The sequence below is a fragment of the Desulfovibrionales bacterium genome, from assembly GCA_028715605.1.
Taxonomy (GTDB): domain Bacteria; phylum Desulfobacterota; class QYQD01; order QYQD01; family QYQD01; genus QYQD01.
Map to the genome: position 1 here is coordinate 352,649 of JAQURM010000002.1, position 19,331 is coordinate 371,979.

The following is a 19,331-nucleotide window of genomic DNA, read 5'->3' on the forward strand; positions in this document are numbered from 1 at the left end:
TGTATGAAAGATGTTTGTGCTGTGTTATCTGCCGTTGCGGGCATTTTTTCACATACTCTTTTCAAAGGCAGAGCTACTTAGAAGCCACGGGAGGTTTGCAAACTTTGCAGGGAATGTAGCCCGCCTTAATTGCATCTTCAGGGCTCTTAAATTTTATAAGATTTGCAGGATTTATTTTCTGCGCCCATTCACAATCTGGATAGTGATATTTATTTGATTTTTTCGATGCCCAGAATTCAGCACTAATAGCATAAGGACCAAATAATAAAAGAAAAAGTGTAACTGCTAATAGTTTTTTTATGGTTTGCCTCAGTTTAAACTTTTTCATGGCATCCTCCTTAATAAGGATTCTTTGTTCCTTTTTTTCCAGTATATGGGTTTATGTTGCCTTTTGAACTCCAATTGTTTATTTTAGATTTATCAGGTGCGGTTTTACGATGTGGAGCAACATAAGTACCTCTTTTCTTCGTGTATCCCCTAACATGAGTGCTACCGCCTCTATATCCCCTACCTTTTGCAAAAGCTTCTGGTAACACCAATGATACAGTTAAAATCAAACATACAAAGAAAATTAAAATTCTTTTCATAAAACTCGTCCTTTCATTCGTTTTCTGCCCGCAATGAACACATAACGTTGAAGAATAAAAGAAACCCCGCGCTACTCCACGTGATAACGGTTACTTTCCAAATTCAATAATCACCTAAGCTGGAACCTTAGCCCGCACCCTTGAAAAGGTGCAGGGGTTGGGTGAGTGCCCAAGGGGCACGAACCTTTTAATGCTGTGTTATGTGAAGTCTCTCGGACATCAAATTGATTCAGATGTGTAACGCTTCGATCTTCAAATTATTAATAAATTTATGCAACTCTTCCAGCGAATCTGTTTCTGGAAATGGCGTTTGTTTACGTGGATCATTTTGCATTGTTGCGTCAAAAAGTGCTTCACAAGTTTGTCTTGGAAACCTCCATAACCAGGAATGTTTAAAATTAGTGAGTACTCCATAATGATTTCGAACAGTAAATTCAGACCAATTTTTGCTTAATTCTTCTCTATCTTTAATATCAATTATCTCAATTTGCGATAGTTCAACCGTTTTATTATCTGACCAAGCTTTTTTCATCAGTTTTCGAGCTTCAAAGTCTGTTTTAGGAGCACTATAGCCAAATATAGTAAAGAAGTAGCAATACTCCAGATGACTTGTTAGTAAATCCCACTGAGACTTAATTACCGGGTCTTTGTTATAGTTCTTTTGTGAGGTTGGGTATAGAAGCTGGACAGGTTGGAGAGGGCTATAGCACTTTTCACAAAGTGACCCAAAGTATCCAAGACGTTGATCAGTATGGCAAACTCCCCAATAAACATTTCCGTGTAAAAATGCTAGCTTAGGTAACGGTTTGGCTTTCAAATTTCTTAAATATGCTTTCAATAATAGAGGATCCCAATTGAATGTTGCAATAATATCCTTTTCTCGTAAAGATAGTATTAAATAATCATATATTGTCACCGTATTTGGAATTTCTAAGGTTTCAAAATATTCACGAACTCTTATTTGTATTTCATTCACAAGATTCTCATATTGAGGTTGATGATTAAATATTTCGGAGTAAAAAGCTTCAAAATCTGCTGTGTCTCCCTGATAACCATATTTTTTAATAGTATCATTTAAATCAAGATCATCTGTTAACTCATTCATCAATGGTAATTTTCTTCCGTATGCATCACCATTAGGAAACGCAGCCTTTGATGCTCCAGCTCCTAAGAGAACTACACAGGGGGATTCTATTGCTTTTTTTTCTTTATCAATGAGTGGTAATGTTGGCATTTATAAACTCCCCTTTGCCCGATAGGCGGGACCGGCACAGCTTTTCACTAACCCCTTAAAGCCTAATTCTTCGATATATTACTCCCTTCCCTATTGGGAAGCATTCCGAAGCCTGCCGAGCGAGCGGAGCGAGTGATGTCCTGCCTATCTCGATCATATCCTCACCTGGTGCGGATATGATCTCATTTTGGTGACGATATCAACTTGGGCATGCTTTTTTTAACCCTGGAAACGACTTTATATGTTAGATCAGGATGTTAGCGTAAAAACGATAGCAAATATGCGCTCAAAATACAAGGGAAAAGGGGGAATATGGTATGTCTCCCTTATAATTGCTTGAACGTTTTAACATGTAAACAGGCTGAGGCTTTCGATGTGATACGTCTGCGGGAACATATCGAGGGGCTGAGAACGGACCAGGTCAAAGCCTTCTGCCTGCAGATGGTTTATGTCGCGGGCCAGGGTGGCCGGGTCACAGGAGATGTAGAGGATTCTGGAAGGCCTCAGGAAGGGGAGCTTCTTTATTATGTCCCGGCATCCCTGGCGGGGTGGGTCAAGCAGGATCAGGTCGAAGCATTGTTTCTCTCTTATGAGCAGGTCAATACCTGCTGCGACCTCTTCCTGCAAGAAGGTAATATTATCGAGCCGGTTTACGGTCTTATTGAAAATGGCGTTTTTTACGCTTAAAGGATGCGCTTCTATCCCGGTTACCTCTTTGGCTTTTCCGGCCAGGGGCAGGGTAAAATTACCCATGCCGCAAAAGAGGTCCAGTACTTTATGGTTTGATGAAACGCCTGCCCACTCCGTGACTTTGGTGATGAGGATATCATTTTGCGATGTATTTACCTGTGCGAATACGCCCGGGAAGAGAAAGTAGGTAAGGCCGTTTCCTTCCGGCACGAAAAGCTTAAGGCCATCTTCTTTGCCGAAGTCCATTTGTGCCGGAAGACCGCCTGGCCCCTGAACCACGCATCTTTTAATATCAGGTATCCGGCCGGATTGAAGCCGTATAGTATTCTCATCGGCCTGAGAAAGCGGCCTGGCGGTGTGCAGGATAAGGACTCCATGGACCTCTTCAGGGCTGACTATAATTTCAATTCCGGCCAGCTTTTGCAAAGAGGATAAGGGGAGGGCATCCTTTATCTCCTTTATTATCCGGTTAATCAGGAAATGAGCAATCTTGCAGTCTTCTATCTCCACGATTTCGTATGAATGCGCAGCGAAAAAGCCGATCCGGCCTCCTTTGACATGCAGCCGTACGCGGTTCCGGTAACCAAAGGCCGCCGGGGAGGGAAGGATAGGCAGGATTTTTTCGCCGGCAACGTGCGCTATGCGGGCCAGGGTCTCCCGGAAGATGTCTTCTTTAAATGAAAGCTGGTCTTGATAGGCGATATGCTGCCACTGGCAGCCCCCGCAGCGGCCAAAGTGAGGGCAGGGGGCCGGGGCGCGACCGGGTGAGGGTGTGAGAATCCTGAGGATCAGCCCCTTATCATAATGCTTTTTACTTTCCTGGATGCGGGCCTCAATTCTTTCCCCCGGGAGCGTAAAGGGGATGAACACTACCTTGCCGTCTGTGCGGCCTAGTCCGTTTCCTCCATAAACCAGACGTGCTATGGTGACAGTTTTGATCGGCATTATGGATCAGAATACAGCCTTCAGCTTTGAGCTTTCAGCTTTCCCCCGGCGTCCAGGCTGGAGGGGCAAAGACGCCGCACCACGCAGCGTTTGCACCCCGGGGCCCGGGCCTTGCATATCTTGCGCCCGTGGTCGATGAGGACGTAGGAAAGGTTGAACCAGTATTTTTTAGGGATAACGGCCATCAGATCTCTTTCGATCTTATCCGGGTCAGTTTCTGTAGTAAAGCCCAGTCGATAAGCCAACCGGCGGACATGGGTATCTACGGCTATGCCTTCCACGATGCCAAAGGCATTGGAAAGGACGATATTGGCCGTTTTTCGGGCCACGCCGGGCAAGGCAATGAGTTCGTCCATGGTCTGTGGAATCCTGCCGCCGAACTTCTCTAATATCAGCTCACAGCAGGACTTTATGTTCCTGGCCTTATTCCGGAAAAAGCCGGCGCTCTTGATGGCCTCCTCAAGCTCCGGCAGGGAGGCCCGGGCATAGGACTCAAGAGTAGGATATTTTTTAAACAGAGAACCAGTGACCTTATTTACCTGTTCGTCAGTACACTGGGCCGAAAGGATGGTGGCCACCAGGAGCTCCGGGGGATTACGGTAAGAAAGGGCTATTTTCGCATCAGGATATTCTTTACGGAGTATCTCAAAGATATGCAATATCTCCGGCGCAGACAATCTATCTGCTCGTTTGGGCAGATCATCCACAGATTTTCCTCCTGTTTAAATAGCTATCAGCTTTCAGCCATCAGCATATTTGTTAACCGTTATCCGTTAACCGTTGTCCGACATTTTCTTTCGGTAAACGATCAATAGTAAACGGTGAACCGGCTGAACGCTGTTCATCATTATTTTAATGGCTTTAAGGGAAAAAACAAGTCGGTTTCTCATTCCCGAAGGCATCCGGCAGCCTGATAGATAAAAAGCTGTTTACTTTTACCTCAATATAAAATATAAATTTTAGTAACACGTTAGGTGTTGGAAACCGTCCTACATTCAGAAAAGGCTATTAATCTGGAACTCAGAAAATCAGGAAAAGATAGACCCTCTTTATTTGGGTTTGCACTTTCCTGAGTTTTCGCCCAGGCGAATCTGCCTGTGGCACGACCTGATTTCCAGATTTGATATGTTTTTTTACACTTCCAACGAGATCATCAAAAATGGCTAAGGTTTTAATCGTCGATGATGAAGAAAACATAAGGTACCTGTATTCAGAAGAATTAAAGGCCGATGGATACGAGGTGATTACGGCCGACAGCGGATACAAGCTTCTAGAGCGCATAGAAAAAGAACGTCCTGATATTATATTGCTCGATATCAAGATGGCCGACTATGATGGATTAGACCTGCTCCAGGATATACGAAATAAATATTACAACTTGCCGGTCATACTCTGTACTGCCTACGACAGTTATAAAAGTGATGTAAAAACTATCGCGGCAGATTCTTATGTGATTAAGTCTTTTGACCTTACGGAACTTAAGAAAAGAATCTCCCAGGCTTTGGAAGCCGTGGCCCCTCAGACGTAAGGCTACCAATTACTTATAGTGAATGTCATTAGTCAATAGTCAGTTGTCACTGGTAAGGGTGATCCATCTTCCCAACCTAATCTATGACCAATGACTTGACTTATTCCTATTGCCACACCGCCCGCCATCCGGACGCGCCGAGCGCGCCGAACAGCATCAGCGGAAACCAGGCAGCGACAAATGGCGGAAGCAGTCCTGCCCTCCCCATGGTCAGGCTGAAATTCCAGGTTATCCAGACCACAAACACCAGAAACATGCCCAGGCTTATGCCCAGTGCGATGCTCGATTTTAGTCTCCTCCAGAGCAAGGCCGGTATGCCGAGGAGAAGCAGAATCGGGCCTAGTACCGGGTACGCAAGCCTCGCCTGTAGATCTATCCGGTAAGGGGTCGTGTCCTGCCCCTGGTGTTTCAGCTTCTGAATATAAGCCGAGATCTCTTCGAAGCTCATTTCGTCTGCTTTTTTGGTCATCTCCCTGAAATCTGCCGGACGTTCGGCCAGGTTAATAAATTGCTCATCAAAAGGGATTATTTTATAAGATCTATCGCTCTCCAGGGTCTTCAGCCGGCCTTCCTTGAAAAGCCAGCTATGATTGGTCCACCTGGCTGCGCGGGCATAGATAATTTTTTTCGGGTAAAAGTCTTGGTCAAAAACGAAAATTTCTATATCCTGCAGGAGTTTCCGGTCCGGGCTAAAGTGGCCGATGGAATATATGGCGTTCTCTCCTTTAAACCAGAACTTATCTTTTCCAAGTAACCCCTTGGGCTGCTTTTTCTTAACCTGTACATCCCATATAAAATTAGTCTTCACCATAGTTAAAGGGACAACGCCTTCCTTTATCTGAAAAAGCAGAACGCTCAAAAGGAATGCGGCCCAGAAGATCGGTTTGGTCGTCTGCAAGATATTTCTCCCGATGGATTTCATGGCCAGCATTTCATTGCCGCGAATAAGCAGGCTGATAGTCAAAACCCCGGCCATGAGAACTGCTACCGGCTCCATCTGGGTTATAATCAGGGGAATCTTATACACAAAATACGTTAGCATAGTGGAGGCCGGCAGATTGACCTCCAGGAAGTTGTCTATCTTTTCAAAGAAATCGACCAGAAGATAGATGAAGACAAAGATACTGAGTACCAGAAGAAAAAGGCGTATAAACTCCTTGAGTATGTAACGATTTAGTACGTACATTTAAGTATCCGGCCTTCAGCCTTGAGCTTTGAGCTTCCTTATTTATCTCCGCGCCCTTTGCGGCTAATGGCGGCGGTGTCCTTCGATCTTTCCAGGCGTTCGGATAGACGTTGCAATATTTCCATGAACCAGATGGGACGTTCCCCGTTGGTCTTCACTATGAGGTAAACGGCCAGGAGAGCAAATATGATATTAGGCACCCACATGCCGATAGCAGGATAGATCACCCCTGTTTCCCCCAGCCCCTTGGCCAGGGCCAACATCAAATAATAAAGGAGGAAGACCGTAAGGCCGATGGATATGCCAAATGAAGTGCCGGCAAATCTTGATTGGGCGCCTAGAGCGGCCCCCACCAGTCCCAGGATAATGCAGGCTACGGGCAAGGCCATCTTCCGGTGTAATTCCATGAGCAACGAATAATATTCCGGGGAGGAAAGCGGGGCTTCCTTTAGCCTGTCCCGTATCTCACCCAGAGACATCTCACTTTTACCCTTTTCCACTATCTCACTATGGCCTGTAGATTGGGGGCCCAGGGTCAAGGCATATTTCTCGAAGTGGATGGTCTGGGCCGATCGCCAATCCCTCCCAACACGGTGAATGCTGCCGTCCCGCAGATAAAGAACCAGGACCAGGCGCTCCGGCCGGGGGACAATCCATCCTTCCCTGGCCACAATGGCGTTGCCGGCCTCCGGCCTTCTCACATCGCTTATATAAATGCCGTCCAGCCGGCCATTTTCTCTGGAAATATTTCGGACATATATAACGATATCCTTGAAGGCATCACTGAATTCACCCTCCCGCACCCCTAAATCGGCCCGGATCTGCATTATCCTGAAAAGAAGGGTCTTCAGGGCATAATTTCCCCAGGGTTGCGCATAAACCGCGGTAAATAAAGTAAGCAGATAGGCCGCAACGGATACCAGAATAGCCGGAGGCAGCAATTGATAAAAGCTTATCCCGGATGCCTTGATAGCCAATATCTCCCGATCCTTGGCCATCCTGGTGTAGGTGAGCAGGGTTCCCAGAAGCGTAGCCATAGGAAGGGCAAACAGGAGAAGGTGCGGAAGCACAAATACCACTATCTGCAGGATACTCCCGAAAGACAGGCCCCGGGTCAGCAGGAGTTCGGCCATAGGGGCCATCTTTCCTAAAAGCAGGATGGAGGTAAGAACAAAGAGGGAGGTAAAAAAAGTAGGCAGGATCTCTTTCAGCAGGTAAGAAAATAGTATCTTGTTCATCTCATTATTCTGAGCGATTAGCTGTCAGCATGTTTGTTATCCGTTATCCGTTAACCGTTGTCCGATATTTTCTTTCGGTAAACGGTCAACAGTGAACGGTGGACCGGCTGAAGGCTGAGACCTGAATGCTTGCCCATTTGACATTCATTTGAGCTTTTTCACGAAAGATAGAACTAATATCCCTAATATCTCATTTTTGCGAGATTGACACCCCGTTCAAAAAATGATAGGAGAACGTGACAATAGCTGTAGGCATTCAGTATAGAAGGGCATCATACCAGAAAGGAAGAAAAAAGCAATTGTCCGAATCTATACGGCAGAAACTTGAAGAACAGGAGAGAAAAAACCTTTCTCCGTATGCCGCCCTCAGCGCCCAAAGCCGCGGCCGTCAGATACCGGAAAAGGAATGTCCGGTGCGCACGGCCTTTCAACGGGACCGGGATCGTATTCTCCACTGTAAATCCTTCCGTCGTCTAAAACACAAGACCCAGGTCTTCCTTTCCCCCACCGGCGACCATTACCGCACCAGACTAACCCATGCCCTCGAGGTGGCCCAGATAGCCCGCACTATAGCCCGGGCCCTGCGCCTGAATGAGGACTTAACCGAGGCTATCGCCCTGGGACATGACCTCGGCCATACCCCATTTGGCCATGCCGGGGAAGCGGTGCTGAATGCCATATATCCGGGGGGGTTTGCCCATTATGAACAAAGTTTGCGGGTTGTGGACATACTGGAAAATAACGGCCGCGGGTTGAACCTAACCTATGAGGTCAGGGAGGGAATTTTAAAACACTCCAAGGGACGGGGGCAGATTCTACCGGAAAATACTGAAGAACTGAGTTCGGACCTGGAAGGACAGATTGTGCGTATAGCGGATATCATTGCCTATATAAGTCATGATATAGACGATGCTATTCGTGGTAATGTAATCTCCATCAAGGACATACCGGATTCCTGCGTCAAAGCCTTAGGTAAAAGCCATTCCAAACGCATTGGGACCATGGTACTGGACTTGATAGATTCTACCATCCGGGCCGGTGGCCCAAAATTGGTTATCAGGCCTGCCACAATGGAGGTTATGCTGGAATTGCGGGAATTTCTTTATCAAAATGTCTATGAATCTGAGATAGTTCATAAGGAATTTATCAAGGCCAAAAAAATCCTGGAAGAACTCTATTACTACCTATTGGAAAAGGAAAATGTCTTTGACAAAGAAGCTAAAGTATATCCACCCGATACTCCCAGGGAAAGGATGGCCTGTGACTTCATTGCCGGTATGACCGATCGTTACGCCCTCAACCTGTATGAAAGCATCTTTATCCCCAAGCCCTGGATGATCTATTAAAGCCTTGACACCTGGAAATGCCCTGTGTTAACTTCCCTTAATTATTGACTAAAATCGTTACATTTACCGGCCGCCGATTTTTGTCGATGCCCGCAGTAAGTTCGAAATTTAAAAAGTAAAATCTACCGCAGAGGTTGCCGAGGACGCCGAGATAACATATTAAATAAGTTAAAATTTTTCTCTGCGTGCTCTGCGGTGAAAAACTTTTTTTATGAATTAATCGAATCTGCGTTCATCTGCGTCCCGGACATCTGGAAGGAAAACTGATTATATGGCTGAAGCGATACCTACGACAGGAGAAATATTACCGAAGGCCTACGAACCGCATGAGGTGGAAAAGAGGTGGTACTCTTTCTGGGAACAGGAAGGGCTTTTCACGGCGAAAGTAACGGACGAGAAGCGGCCTTATTCCATAGTCATTCCTCCCCCGAACATCACCGGTTCCCTGCACATGGGCCATGCCCTTAACAATATCCTGCAGGATATATTAATACGTTATAAAAGGATGGCCGGCTGCAATACTCTCTGGGTGCCGGGGACCGATCATGCGGGCATAGCCACACAAAACGTGGTGGAAAGGCAACTGGCGGCCGACGGGCTGGACCGGCATACCGTCGGTCGGGAGAGATTCATCGAGCGTGTCTGGCGGTGGAAAGAGGAATCCGGCGGGCAAATAATCAACCAACTCAAGAGACTGGGATGCGCCTGTGACTGGAGCCGGCAGCGATTTACCATGGACGAGGGGCTGTCCCGCGCGGTGAGGGAGGTATTCGTCCGGTTATATCGCGAAGGACTTATCTACAGAGGCGATTACATTATCAACTGGTGCCCGCGCTGCCACACGGCCCTGGCCGACCTCGAAGTAGAACATGAGAACCATAAAGGGAGCCTCTATCATATCCGTTATCCCTATGCCGACGGATCCGGCTATGTAGTAGTGGCCACGACCCGACCGGAGACCATGCTCGGCGATACGGCGGTAGCTGTAGGCCCTGAGGACGAAAGGTATAAGAATGTAATCGGGAGAAATCTTATCCTACCCCTTTTAAAAAGGGCCATACCGGTTATCTCTGATTCTTATGTCGATCCTTCCTTTGGCACCGGGGCCCTGAAAGTAACCCCGGCCCACGACCCCAACGACTTCGAAATTGGCCTGCGTCACAAATTACCTGCGGTTAAGGTCATGGATGAGACCGGGTACATGAACGATGAGGCCGGTCCATACCGGGGGTTGGACCGCTACGAGTGCCGCAAAAAGGTGGTGGCGGATCTCGAGGCCGAAGGACTCCTGGAAAAAGTTGAACCCCTGGAACATGCCGTGGGGCACTGCTATCGCTGCAAGACGGTAGTCGAGCCGACCCTTTCCAAACAGTGGTTTGTCTCTGTAAAGCCGCTGGCCGAAAGGGCCATCGCTGCGGTTGAGACCGGCCAAACCCGCATAATACCCAAGATGTGGGAAAATACCTATTTTGACTGGATGCGTAACATCCGTGACTGGTGCATATCCCGCCAGATCTGGTGGGGGCACCGCATTCCCGCCTGGTTCTGTGATGACTGTGGCGAGACCATTGTCGATGCCGCGGCGCCGCTGAGCTGCCCGAAATGTGCAGGCAAAAATATCCGGCAGGAAGAAGACGTCCTCGATACCTGGTTCAGTTCGGCCTTATGGCCGTTTTCCACCCTGGGCTGGCCGGAGGAGACCAGAGAGCTGAAGCTCTTCTATCCCACATCCGTGCTCATCACCGGTTTCGATATCCTCTTTTTCTGGGTGGCCCGCATGCTGATGATGGGCCTCCATTTTATGGGTGAAGTTCCCTTTAAGGATGTTTACATACATGCCCTGGTGCGCGACGCTGAGGGCCAGAAGATGAGCAAATCCAAGGGTAATGTCATTGACCCGCTCATCGTTATGGATAAGTATGGGACGGACGCCTTTCGCTTCACCCTGGCGGCATTTGCTGCGCAGGGACGGGATATCCGCCTCTCTGAACAGCGCATCGAGGGTTACCGCCATTTTATTAATAAGGTCTGGAATGCCGCACGGTTCGTACTGATGAACGCGGATGGATGCCGGACGGTAGAGATTACCCGGCCCGTTTCCCATCTTTCGCTGGAAAACCGGTGGATATTAAGCCGCGTGAAAAGGGTGATAGACACAGTAAGAGAAGGTCTGGATGACTATCGTTTTAATGATGCGGCCCAGGCCCTCTACCAGTTTTTCTGGCGCGAGTACTGTGACTGGTACCTGGAAATGATTAAACCCGCTCTTTATCTTACCGAAGACCAGGAGGCACGCAATGCCACACAGCAGGTCATGCTCTCGGTGCTGAGCGCCAGCCTGCGCCTGCTCCATCCTTCCATCCCTTTTGTTACCGAGGAATTATGGCATTATCTGCCGGGCAGCGCCGGAAGCATTATGGAGGCCTCCTTTCCAGAGAGCAAGGATTATCCGGAGGATATGGAAAGTGAAAGGCAGATGGACTTGCTTATGGATGTGATAACCGGGATACGCAACCTGCGCAGCGAGATGAATGTCCATCCGGCTCAAAAGGTAAACATAATCGTCCTCAGCGGAAGCGGGCCGGCACGTGAGCTTATTTTCAGACATGGGATTTTCCTAAAGAACCTGGCTAAGGTAGAAGGTCTTGAGATACGCGCTGATGGTGAGCGGCCTAAGGGGGCGGTGTCCTGTATAACCGATCAGGTCGAAACCTACCTGCTCCTCGAAGGAGTAATCGATATCTCCGCAGAAACCGCAAAACTGCAGAAAGAGGCAGGCAAACTCCGGACAGAGCTGAAACGGATACAGAACAAGCTGGCTAACCGGGACTTTCTGGAACGCGCCCCGGCCGGGATAATCGACAAGGAAAAAGGCAAAGTGCAGGAATTTGTCGCCCGTCTGGATAAAATAGATGCCAATCTGAAACGGCTGGAGGAAATACGAACATAGGTTTTATACGGAGTTTTCAATACGCGTTTTTTTATCACCCCTCAGGGAAAGGTGACCATCACAAATTGCTACCCTAATAATTTCTTTTGAACATGCATAGCGAGCGCATTCCCCGCAGCTTGCTGCGGGGAGCTTCAAAATCTTTCTTCCTCTTTTATCATCTTAAACTATACCTTTCGCCTTTGTGGTAGGATGAAAAGTTACGAATAAATAGATACCGTGCTATGGTATGGCTAAAGGCGGAAGCAGCTATGCGGCACCTTAAGGGGCAACCGGGAAAGATACTTGGTTTTGAAAGGAACGTCTTTTTCAGCGGATTGGTAAGCTTCTTTACGGACGTTGGTTCCGAGATGATCTACCCCCTGGTGCCTATCTTTCTGGCCTCGGTTCTCGGGGTCAATAAGGCCGTCATAGGCGTGATTGAGGGCATCGCCGAGAGCACGGCGAGTTTGGTCAAGCTGTTTTCCGGTTGGCTTTCTGACCAAATTGGCCGGCGCAAGATTCTGATGGTCTTTGGCTATGGCATCTCCACTGCCAGCCGTCCTTTTATGGCCTTGGCCACGCATTGGGGGCACGTGCTCTCGGCGCGTTTCATAGATCGCTTTGGCAAGGGCGTCCGTACTGCTCCCAGAGATGTCATTATAACCGAATCCACACCTCCGACTCATCTGGGCCGCTCCTTTGGCTTTCATCGCACCATGGATACGCTTGGAGCCGTGGTTGGCCCGCTTTTAGCCTTTGCCATTTTGTCCATCTACCACGGTAATTACCGGCTTGTATTCTGGCTGTCTATAATCCCAGGCCTAGCGGCGGTTATTATTGCCAGCAGCTTCGTTACCGAAAAAAAGAGGGCGAAACTTTCCTCAAGTGAACGCTTTAAATTCGATTTGAAAAGGCTTGGCGGTTCTTATAAGCGTTTCCTGGCCATTATAACTGTTTTTGCCCTGGGCAATTCGAGCGATGTTTTCCTCGTCCTGAGGGCGCAAGACCTGGGGGTCAAGACAGCGCTTGTTCCTTTAGCCTATCTGACCTTCAACCTGGTTTATGCCCTATCGGCCTGGCCGGCCGGCGTACTGGCCGACCGTTTCGGCAAAAGGCGGCTGGTTACATTGGGGTTTGTCCTTTTCGCCGTCGTATATCTTGGCTTTGGCTTGGCCACCCACCCCGGCCACGCCTGGCTGCTTTTCCCCATTTATGGCCTGTTTATGGGGATAAGCGAGGGCGTGCAGCGGGCCTATCTGGCCTCGATAGTCCCGCCTGACTTCAAGGCTACCGGCTTTGGGCTTTATCACATGGCTATAGGCCTGGCTGTCTTGCCGGCCAGTATGATCGGCGGCCTTCTCTGGGATGCCATCGGCCCCCAGGCTACTTTTTATTATGGAGCAGGGATGGCCGCCCTCTCTGCCTTATTGTTTATCATTGTGCGGAAATGAAGAAGACTCTGAGAGTCCGGAAGGCTGAACATGCATAGCGAGCGCGTTCTCCGTCCGCCTCAGGCGGACAGCGGGGAGCTTCAATCACAATCAAAATGGCATAAAAAATCTATATTCTTTTATAAAATTCCAGAAGGTCTTTCCAACTGTTGTTGAAGGCTCTTTTTCTATGCCGGCGAGGTAAAACCTTCTCTTTATTTTCTTGCCTGATATGTCCAGCAGCTTAATAGAGCTATCCTTTATTGTCTTAAAAACAGACCATTTTGAGACAAAGGATATGCCCATCCCCGACTGAACCATCTGTATTATCAGCTCGGTATTGCCAAGTGTCATTAGTACCTTTATTTCCTTTGGATTTATTTTCAAGTTGTGCAGAAAATCATCTATGAATTCCCTCATATCTGAGCCTGCCTCAGGCATGATAAATGGTTGGGATGTTAAATCATGAGGTTTCAGAGACTTTTTCTTTGCCAATGGATTGTCTTCGGATGTGATGATTACTATCTCATCCCTGGCAATCTCCTTTAAGAAGACACCCGAATCTCTTATTTTCCTCTCAACAATTCCTATATCAATTTTCCTCTCGTGAAGGTCGTGTATTATCCTTTCCGTATCCGATACTGATAATTCTATTTGTACCTCCGGATAGTTCTTAGAGAAATTGTAAAATACCTGCGGCAGTAGATATGTTGCAGCAGTCATGCTTGCTCCAATATATAATGTGCCCTTAGTCTTTTGCACCATAGTATAAACATCATTTTCCAGTCTTCGATACTGTTCAAGAATCTGTTTCGCATGTTCATAAAAAATCTTCCCGGCAGGTGTTGGTATTATAGCCTTGCCCTTTCTGTTTAAAAGTCTTATTCCGAGTTCGCCTTCAAGATTTTTTATCAGGTGGCTCATGGCAGACTGGGTCATGAACTTGGCCTCTGCTGCCTTTGAGAAGCTATTCAATTCAACAACAAGACAGAATGCCTTTAACCTGTGGTCTTCCATGGGCGTTATTGTAAGTAGTCAAAGAGCAGGAGTCAATATAAGATATTATGAATATATTTCATTGTATTGATGAAAAAAATAAATTGGACTTATAACGTATCAAAATCTATTTTTATGGTGCCGTCCAGACTTTGACTCTTTAAGGGAGGGTATCAAACATGGCTAAAGAAAAGACAGAACTTATTATAGCATCAACGACAAGTATTCAAAATTCCGGGCTGTTTGCCATACTGATTCCCGCCTATGAAAAATCGACAAAATATGATGTCAAAGTAGAAGTTATAGCTGTGGGCACTGGAAAAGCCATGAAAATAGCAAAGAAGGGCGAGGCCGATATGCTCTTCGTACACGATCCCTTTCGGGAGGAAAAATTTGTCGGAGGGGGGTATGGTGTCAACAGAAGATCTGTGATGCATAATGATTTTGTTATCGCCGGTCCATCCGGCGACCCGGCAAAGATAAAGGGATTAAAAACCGCTGTCGAGGCATTTGAAGAAATTGCAGAGAAGGGGTTGCCTTTCGTATCAAGGGGCGACGATTCAGGTACAAATATCAAAGAACTGGATGTCTGGGATGATGCCGGGATAAATCCTAAGGGGAAGGGCTGGTATTTCGAGGCCGGCGCCAAAATGGGGGACACATTAATGATAGCTGATCAGAAGCGGGCCTATACACTCACCGATCTGGGGACCTTCTTGAATTACGAGACAAAAATCAAGCTGAAGGCCCTCTTTAAAGGTGACCCTGTTTTGAAAAATCTCTATAGCGTGATTGCGGTAAATCCTGACAGGTTCCCGAATATAAGGTACAGAGAGGCCATGGATTTTATCGCCTTTGTAACCTCACCTGATGGACAACGTCTGATAGCGCAATATAAAAAACACGGGGTTAATCTCTTCTATCCGGATGCAGCGCCGGCGGTGATGAATGAAAAGAGATAATATGTAGGACTTTCCCCACATTCTTATGGAAGCTGTTGTTCCTGTGCGAAACTTGCTGGAGCAGTCCGCCTTAGGCGGATCGAGGGCGAGCAGTAAGGGGAAAGCCAGCCCTTTAGAGGCTGGAAGGGGCAAGCATTCCCCGCCTGCGAGCCGCGAAAGGGTCGCTGCGCAAGCCGTGAAGCGAAGGAATGACGGCTTCCATTTCCAGCCTGCGAAAATTGGCTAAGAATTAACACATTGACATAATCTCCTGAGATTTTTGGGAGAAGTCCTAATAATATGACCTTGCTCACACAAAAATCGGTGTCACGTTTAAAGGAGGAAACATGATGTCCAAGAAATTTTTCCTTTTTATGATTTTCATGCTCGCTCTCAACTTGTCATCGGTTGCCTTTTCCGGAGAAAAATGCACCGCAGTTTATGGAAGTGGACCAAATTCATTTTCTCTTGCCACGGGCAGCCCCGGGGAGCTCGGACTCCTGCGGGTTCTTGCGGAATCCTTCAGTAAAGAGGTGGATACGGCCCTCTGCTGGATAAAAGCAGGTACAGGGGATTCTTTAAAACTTTTAAAGGAAGAGGCCGTCGATATGATTATGGTACATGCCCCGGATGCTGAAAAGAAAGCAGTGGCAGAAGGCTGGGCTGCGAAAAGGACACTGATTGGTTCTAATGAGTTTTATATTGTCGGTCCGCCGAATGATCCTGCTAAGATCAATAAAGCCAAAAACGCTGTGGAGGCATATAGCCGGATTGCAAATGCGAAAACCAAATTTTTTTCGCGGGGAGATAATTCAGGCACACATAAAAAAGAGATGGCTGTCTGGAATAAGGCCGGAATCGTGCCTTCGGGAGACTGGTATGTCATTACAAAAGACTTCATGACTGCAACCTTGAAAAGAGCAGATGCAGAAAGAGGATACTTCATGACGGACAGCAGCACCTGGGTGGCGGAGAAAAAGAATGTGCCCAATCTGAAAATACTCTTTAGAGGCGATAAATTTCTTGTGAACACCTATCATGCCCTTTGCCGGCCGGGCGGTGTAACGGATGGCGCACCATTGGCATCCAGATTCATTGATTTTGTCGCCTCTGAAGAAGGACAAAAGATTATCAGAGAATATGGAAAAGAGCAATACGGAGAAGGGCTTTACAATGATGCCGCTTATGCACATCAATACGATGATTAGGGGCATATCCTTCAGGGCAGAAAATTGTCTCTGCAACCCTTAGAGACCTCTTGATTTTAAATCTCGATCAAAGGAGGGAAAGGATGAGGAACTTTAGATTTTTCTTGGCGCTAATAATGCTGGTAATGATTTCTGCGGTGAATGTATCCGCTGAAACAAGAATCCGCTGCGCCTCAACCACAAGCACACAGAATTCGGGATTATTTGATTACATCCTGCCAATGTTTGGGAAAAAAATAGGCATAAAGATTGATGTTGTGGCTGTCGGCACAGGCGCTGCCATTGAAATAGGCAAAAGGGGGGATGCCGACGTAGTTTTTGTCCATGCAAGGGAGCAGGAATTAAAGGCGGTTGAGGAGGGATATTTCGTGAATCGCCACGATGTTATGTATAATGATTTCGTCGTTATCGGCCCTCCTCATGACCCTGCGAAAATAAAAGGAACGAAATCGGCTCCAGATGCCTTTAAGAAGATTGCCCAGAGTAATTATCACTTTGTATCGCGGGGTGACAAATCAGGGACGCATACCAAGGAACTTGCGATATGGGGAAAAGCAGGCATAGACCCGAAAGGACAGAAGTGGTATCTCGAAGTGGGTCAGGGAATGGAAAAGACACAGAGGATTGCGAATGAAAAACGGGCTTATACGCTCACTGACAGAGGCACATGGCTTGCCACAAAGGAAAAGGATAAACTCGAAATGGTCATAGTTCTCGAAGGCGATCCTGTATTATTCAATCAATATGGCGTCATGGCAGTGAATCCTGAAAAACACAAGCATGTCAAATATAGGGAGGCGATGGAGTTTATAAGCTGGCTTATATCAGGGGATGGGCAGCAGGTTATTGCCTCATTTAAAGATAACCATGGCAATCAGCTTTTCATCCCAAACGCAAAATAAGAACAGGAAATATTGTATGAGAAAATTAAGTGTTTTTGTGGCGCTCCTTGTTTTTTCGCTTTCAGTGTGGGCGCTGCCTGCCCCGGCAGCAGACTCAAATGCAGAGATAGAACAACTTAAAGGAGAAGTGCAGAAGCTCCTCAAAAGAATAGAGGAGATGGAAAAGAGGCAGGCCGAGACCCAGGCCAAGACCATCGAGGTAGAAAAAAAATCGGCGGAAACCGAGAAGAAGACGTTACAGGCAGGGTATGATAAGGGTTTCTATATCAAGACCCAGGATGAAAATTTCCTATTGAAGACCAATGTATTCGTACAGTTTCGTCATACCTTTCTTGGCTTCGACAGAGAGATCAACGCCAATAGTGAGGACTGGAACAACTTCTACCTGAGACGTGCGAGGGTCATATTCTCCGGCAATGCCCCCAATAAAGACTGGACATATTTCACCCATATACAGTTGGAACCGCAGAGCGCCGTCAACCTGCATGACGCCTATGTGACATGGAAGAACTATCCTTACGCCCAAATACAGTTCGGACGCGCCAAACTCCCCTACGGTCTTCATTTCTGGCAGTCCGCAACCATGCTGAATGGCGTGGAGCGTAGTATTTTTTCCGGTGAGACAGATGTGGATGGAAAGGATGATACGAGGAAATGGCCCGGTGGAAATGCCAATTTTCAGGTCAGCACTGAAGATAGCGTTACAAAGTTTCCTCTTGGTGGGTTTAACCTCTTCAGATCTCAAGGAGTTCACCTGCAAGGGGATGTTGATTTATTCGGGCAGAACGGATTCTTACAATATTGGTCCGGTGCTTATAACGGCAGAAATTCAAAGGCGTCCCCTAATCTCGATTCCAATCCACTATGGGTGGGCAGAATCTCCATAAATCCATTTGGGAAATATAATCTTCTCCAGCAGGGAGACATAGATTACAGCATTACCCCTAAAGTCTGTTTCCTTGTCTCAGGTTTCTACAATACAGACCGCCTAAACCAGATTCGTAGCTCAACAGACGGGACTGCGAGTTCAGTATCTTACTATGATGTCATAGGCTCCGGTTACAACCTGGCTGCCCTGTTAAGATATAAGGGATTTTCTTTTGATGCCGAATACGGCTATGATCGGCTAAAACAGGAGAGAACTGCGGGAGATACATGGGATAGATTCGCATATAGATTTGATGCGGGTTATTTCGTCATACCGAAGAAATTTGAAGTAGTAGCCAGGTATGCGTATGTCGAAAGACTTGAAGATAACACAGTAGCCAGATCTTTTGCCTCAGGCCTCGGACTTGTCAGCGTTAATGGCGGCACGAACAATGCCATTGAGGATAACCTTCAGGAATATACGGTTGGGCTAACCTACTATCTTTACGGACACAATCTAAAACTTTCTGTAGATTACAGTTATCTGATGAGAGAATTAACCCCAACTTCTACCGCAACGGTTCCGGTTAATGACCAGCATGACAATAGATTCAGGACCATGGCGCAGTTTTACTTCTAACAGACGGCTGCGAAAACCATTTATAAAAATTTATTTCTATTCTATACTTGACGAACTTGTAAAAGGCCCAGTTTCTCACGCAAGGGCGCAAAGACCGCAAAGAAAAATGAAAATCTGGAAATCCAAGAAATCAGGAGTAAAAGATTTTTTCATGAGTTCCTGAGTTCCAAATTTTATTCTTTTTACGTCCTCGGCGGCTCTGCGCGAGAAATTGATCTTTTCCAAGTCCATCATACCTTACTCTTACAAATTTTATTTGGTTCTATTATGGATTCGATTACAGAGGGATTCATAAGGGCGCTTTTCCTTATTTTGACTCTTGACCGGGAACTTTTGGATATTATTTTTCTATCGCTGAAGGTCTCCGGCACGGCCTTATTGATAGCAACCGCTGCCGGTCTTTTCACCGGCGCCCTGGTAGGATTTAAAGGCTTTCCGGGAAAGGATATTATCCTTGGCCTTTTAAATACCTTCATGGGACTTCCCCCGGTGGTGGTCGGGCTTTTCCTGTATCTTCTGCTGTCAAGAAGCGGCCCGCTTGGATTCATGGGATTACTTTATACTCCGTCAGCAATGGTGACAGCCCAGAGCATCCTCGCTTTTCCCATTGTGGCCTCTCTTTGCCACTCGGCTATTGTAAGTGTAGATCCTATTATCAGAC

General features: G+C 47.0%; 17 protein-coding genes. 9 read left to right on the forward strand and 8 right to left on the reverse strand.

Going from position 1 to position 19,331, the window contains the following annotated elements:
• Nucleotides 1–73 precede the first annotated feature (73 nt).
• The 5 genes from PHT49_04335 to nth all read right to left on the reverse strand — a co-directional run bounded on the left by PHT49_04335 (nt 74) and on the right by nth (nt 4,163).
• Nucleotides 74–328, reverse strand: a complete 255-nt coding sequence (locus tag PHT49_04335) for an Ada metal-binding domain-containing protein (protein ID MDD5451102.1) — start codon at nt 326–328, stop codon at nt 74–76.
• A gap of 10 nt (nt 329–338) precedes the next feature.
• A complete protein-coding gene (locus PHT49_04340) occupies nt 339–587 on the reverse strand; it encodes a hypothetical protein (GenBank protein MDD5451103.1) in 249 nt (82 codons plus the stop codon).
• A 229-nt stretch (nt 588–816) separates the two neighbouring features.
• Nucleotides 817–1,821, reverse strand: coding sequence for a hypothetical protein (locus PHT49_04345; protein ID MDD5451104.1), 1,005 nt, complete (start codon nt 1,819–1,821; stop codon nt 817–819).
• 345 nt (nt 1,822–2,166) lie between these two features.
• Entirely contained in the window at nt 2,167–3,456 is a 1,290-nt protein-coding gene (gene rlmD, locus PHT49_04350; protein MDD5451105.1) for a 23S rRNA (uracil(1939)-C(5))-methyltransferase RlmD, read from the reverse strand.
• 20 nt (nt 3,457–3,476) lie between these two features.
• The gene (gene nth, locus PHT49_04355; GenBank protein ID MDD5451106.1) at nt 3,477–4,163 is read right to left on the reverse strand and encodes an endonuclease III; all 687 of its coding nucleotides are present in this window, start codon (nt 4,161–4,163) and stop codon (nt 3,477–3,479) included.
• Nucleotides 4,164–4,615: 452 nt separating this feature from the next.
• Between nth and PHT49_04360 the strand changes: the two genes are divergently transcribed.
• Complete coding sequence (locus PHT49_04360) at nt 4,616–4,984, forward strand: response regulator (protein MDD5451107.1); 369 nt, start codon at nt 4,616–4,618, stop codon at nt 4,982–4,984.
• A gap of 106 nt (nt 4,985–5,090) precedes the next feature.
• Here the strand turns inward: PHT49_04360 and lptG are convergent, their stop codons facing one another.
• Both lptG and lptF read right to left on the reverse strand, forming a co-directional pair.
• Complete coding sequence (lptG, locus tag PHT49_04365; protein MDD5451108.1) at nt 5,091–6,170, reverse strand: LPS export ABC transporter permease LptG; 1,080 nt, start codon at nt 6,168–6,170, stop codon at nt 5,091–5,093.
• Nucleotides 6,171–6,208: 38 nt separating this feature from the next.
• The gene (gene lptF, locus PHT49_04370; GenBank protein ID MDD5451109.1) at nt 6,209–7,408 is read right to left on the reverse strand and encodes an LPS export ABC transporter permease LptF; all 1,200 of its coding nucleotides are present in this window, start codon (nt 7,406–7,408) and stop codon (nt 6,209–6,211) included.
• 299 nt (nt 7,409–7,707) lie between these two features.
• Here lptF and PHT49_04375 point away from each other — a divergent pair, with 299 nt between their 5' ends.
• The 3 genes from PHT49_04375 (at nt 7,708) to PHT49_04385 (ending at nt 13,137) form a co-directional block, all read left to right on the forward strand.
• The gene (locus PHT49_04375) at nt 7,708–8,754 is read left to right on the forward strand and encodes a deoxyguanosinetriphosphate triphosphohydrolase (GenBank protein ID MDD5451110.1); all 1,047 of its coding nucleotides are present in this window, start codon (nt 7,708–7,710) and stop codon (nt 8,752–8,754) included.
• A gap of 271 nt (nt 8,755–9,025) precedes the next feature.
• Nucleotides 9,026–11,704: a valine--tRNA ligase gene (locus tag PHT49_04380; GenBank protein ID MDD5451111.1), complete on the forward strand. Its 2,679-nt coding sequence runs from the start codon at nt 9,026–9,028 to the stop codon at nt 11,702–11,704.
• Between the two features lie 224 nt (nt 11,705–11,928).
• Nucleotides 11,929–13,137: an MFS transporter gene (locus PHT49_04385; protein MDD5451112.1), complete on the forward strand. Its 1,209-nt coding sequence runs from the start codon at nt 11,929–11,931 to the stop codon at nt 13,135–13,137.
• A gap of 90 nt (nt 13,138–13,227) precedes the next feature.
• Here the strand turns inward: PHT49_04385 and PHT49_04390 are convergent, their stop codons facing one another.
• On the reverse strand, nt 13,228–14,133 hold the full coding sequence (locus PHT49_04390; GenBank protein MDD5451113.1) for a selenium metabolism-associated LysR family transcriptional regulator: 906 nt from the start codon (nt 14,131–14,133) through the stop codon (nt 13,228–13,230).
• Nucleotides 14,134–14,291: 158 nt separating this feature from the next.
• Between PHT49_04390 and PHT49_04395 the strand changes: the two genes are divergently transcribed.
• From PHT49_04395 to PHT49_04415, 5 genes are all read left to right on the forward strand, one after another.
• Nucleotides 14,292–15,074 carry a substrate-binding domain-containing protein gene (locus PHT49_04395; protein MDD5451114.1) on the forward strand — a complete coding sequence of 261 codons (783 nt, stop codon included), beginning with the start codon at nt 14,292–14,294 and terminating at the stop codon, nt 15,072–15,074.
• A gap of 329 nt (nt 15,075–15,403) precedes the next feature.
• The gene (locus PHT49_04400; protein ID MDD5451115.1) at nt 15,404–16,261 is read left to right on the forward strand and encodes a substrate-binding domain-containing protein; all 858 of its coding nucleotides are present in this window, start codon (nt 15,404–15,406) and stop codon (nt 16,259–16,261) included.
• Between the two features lie 83 nt (nt 16,262–16,344).
• The gene (locus PHT49_04405; protein ID MDD5451116.1) at nt 16,345–17,163 is read left to right on the forward strand and encodes a substrate-binding domain-containing protein; all 819 of its coding nucleotides are present in this window, start codon (nt 16,345–16,347) and stop codon (nt 17,161–17,163) included.
• A gap of 16 nt (nt 17,164–17,179) precedes the next feature.
• Nucleotides 17,180–18,670 carry a porin gene (locus PHT49_04410; GenBank protein ID MDD5451117.1) on the forward strand — a complete coding sequence of 497 codons (1,491 nt, stop codon included), beginning with the start codon at nt 17,180–17,182 and terminating at the stop codon, nt 18,668–18,670.
• A 267-nt stretch (nt 18,671–18,937) separates the two neighbouring features.
• Nucleotides 18,938–19,331: ABC transporter permease (locus PHT49_04415; GenBank protein MDD5451118.1), on the forward strand; the 394-nt coding region annotated here is incomplete at its 3' end.

Excerpts from the sequence above, each read along its gene's own strand:
- PHT49_04335 (MDD5451102.1), bottom strand. The coding sequence starts at position 328 with ATGAAAAAGTTTAAACTGAGGCAAACCATAAAAAAACTATTAGCAGTT.
- PHT49_04340 (MDD5451103.1), bottom strand. The coding sequence starts at position 587 with ATGAAAAGAATTTTAATTTTCTTTGTATGTTTGATTTTAACTGTATCA.
- PHT49_04345 (MDD5451104.1), bottom strand. The coding sequence starts at position 1,821 with ATGCCAACATTACCACTCATTGATAAAGAAAAAAAAGCAATAGAATCC.
- rlmD (MDD5451105.1), bottom strand. The coding sequence starts at position 3,456 with ATGCCGATCAAAACTGTCACCATAGCACGTCTGGTTTATGGAGGAAAC.
- PHT49_04360 (MDD5451107.1), top strand. The coding sequence starts at position 4,616 with ATGGCTAAGGTTTTAATCGTCGATGATGAAGAAAACATAAGGTACCTG.
- lptG (MDD5451108.1), bottom strand. The coding sequence starts at position 6,170 with ATGTACGTACTAAATCGTTACATACTCAAGGAGTTTATACGCCTTTTT.
- lptF (MDD5451109.1), bottom strand. The coding sequence starts at position 7,408 with ATGAACAAGATACTATTTTCTTACCTGCTGAAAGAGATCCTGCCTACT.
- PHT49_04380 (MDD5451111.1), top strand. The coding sequence starts at position 9,026 with ATGGCTGAAGCGATACCTACGACAGGAGAAATATTACCGAAGGCCTAC.
- PHT49_04385 (MDD5451112.1), top strand. The coding sequence starts at position 11,929 with ATGGTATGGCTAAAGGCGGAAGCAGCTATGCGGCACCTTAAGGGGCAA.
- PHT49_04390 (MDD5451113.1), bottom strand. The coding sequence starts at position 14,133 with ATGGAAGACCACAGGTTAAAGGCATTCTGTCTTGTTGTTGAATTGAAT.
- PHT49_04395 (MDD5451114.1), top strand. The coding sequence starts at position 14,292 with ATGGCTAAAGAAAAGACAGAACTTATTATAGCATCAACGACAAGTATT.
- PHT49_04400 (MDD5451115.1), top strand. The coding sequence starts at position 15,404 with ATGTCCAAGAAATTTTTCCTTTTTATGATTTTCATGCTCGCTCTCAAC.
- PHT49_04405 (MDD5451116.1), top strand. The coding sequence starts at position 16,345 with ATGAGGAACTTTAGATTTTTCTTGGCGCTAATAATGCTGGTAATGATT.
- PHT49_04410 (MDD5451117.1), top strand. The coding sequence starts at position 17,180 with ATGAGAAAATTAAGTGTTTTTGTGGCGCTCCTTGTTTTTTCGCTTTCA.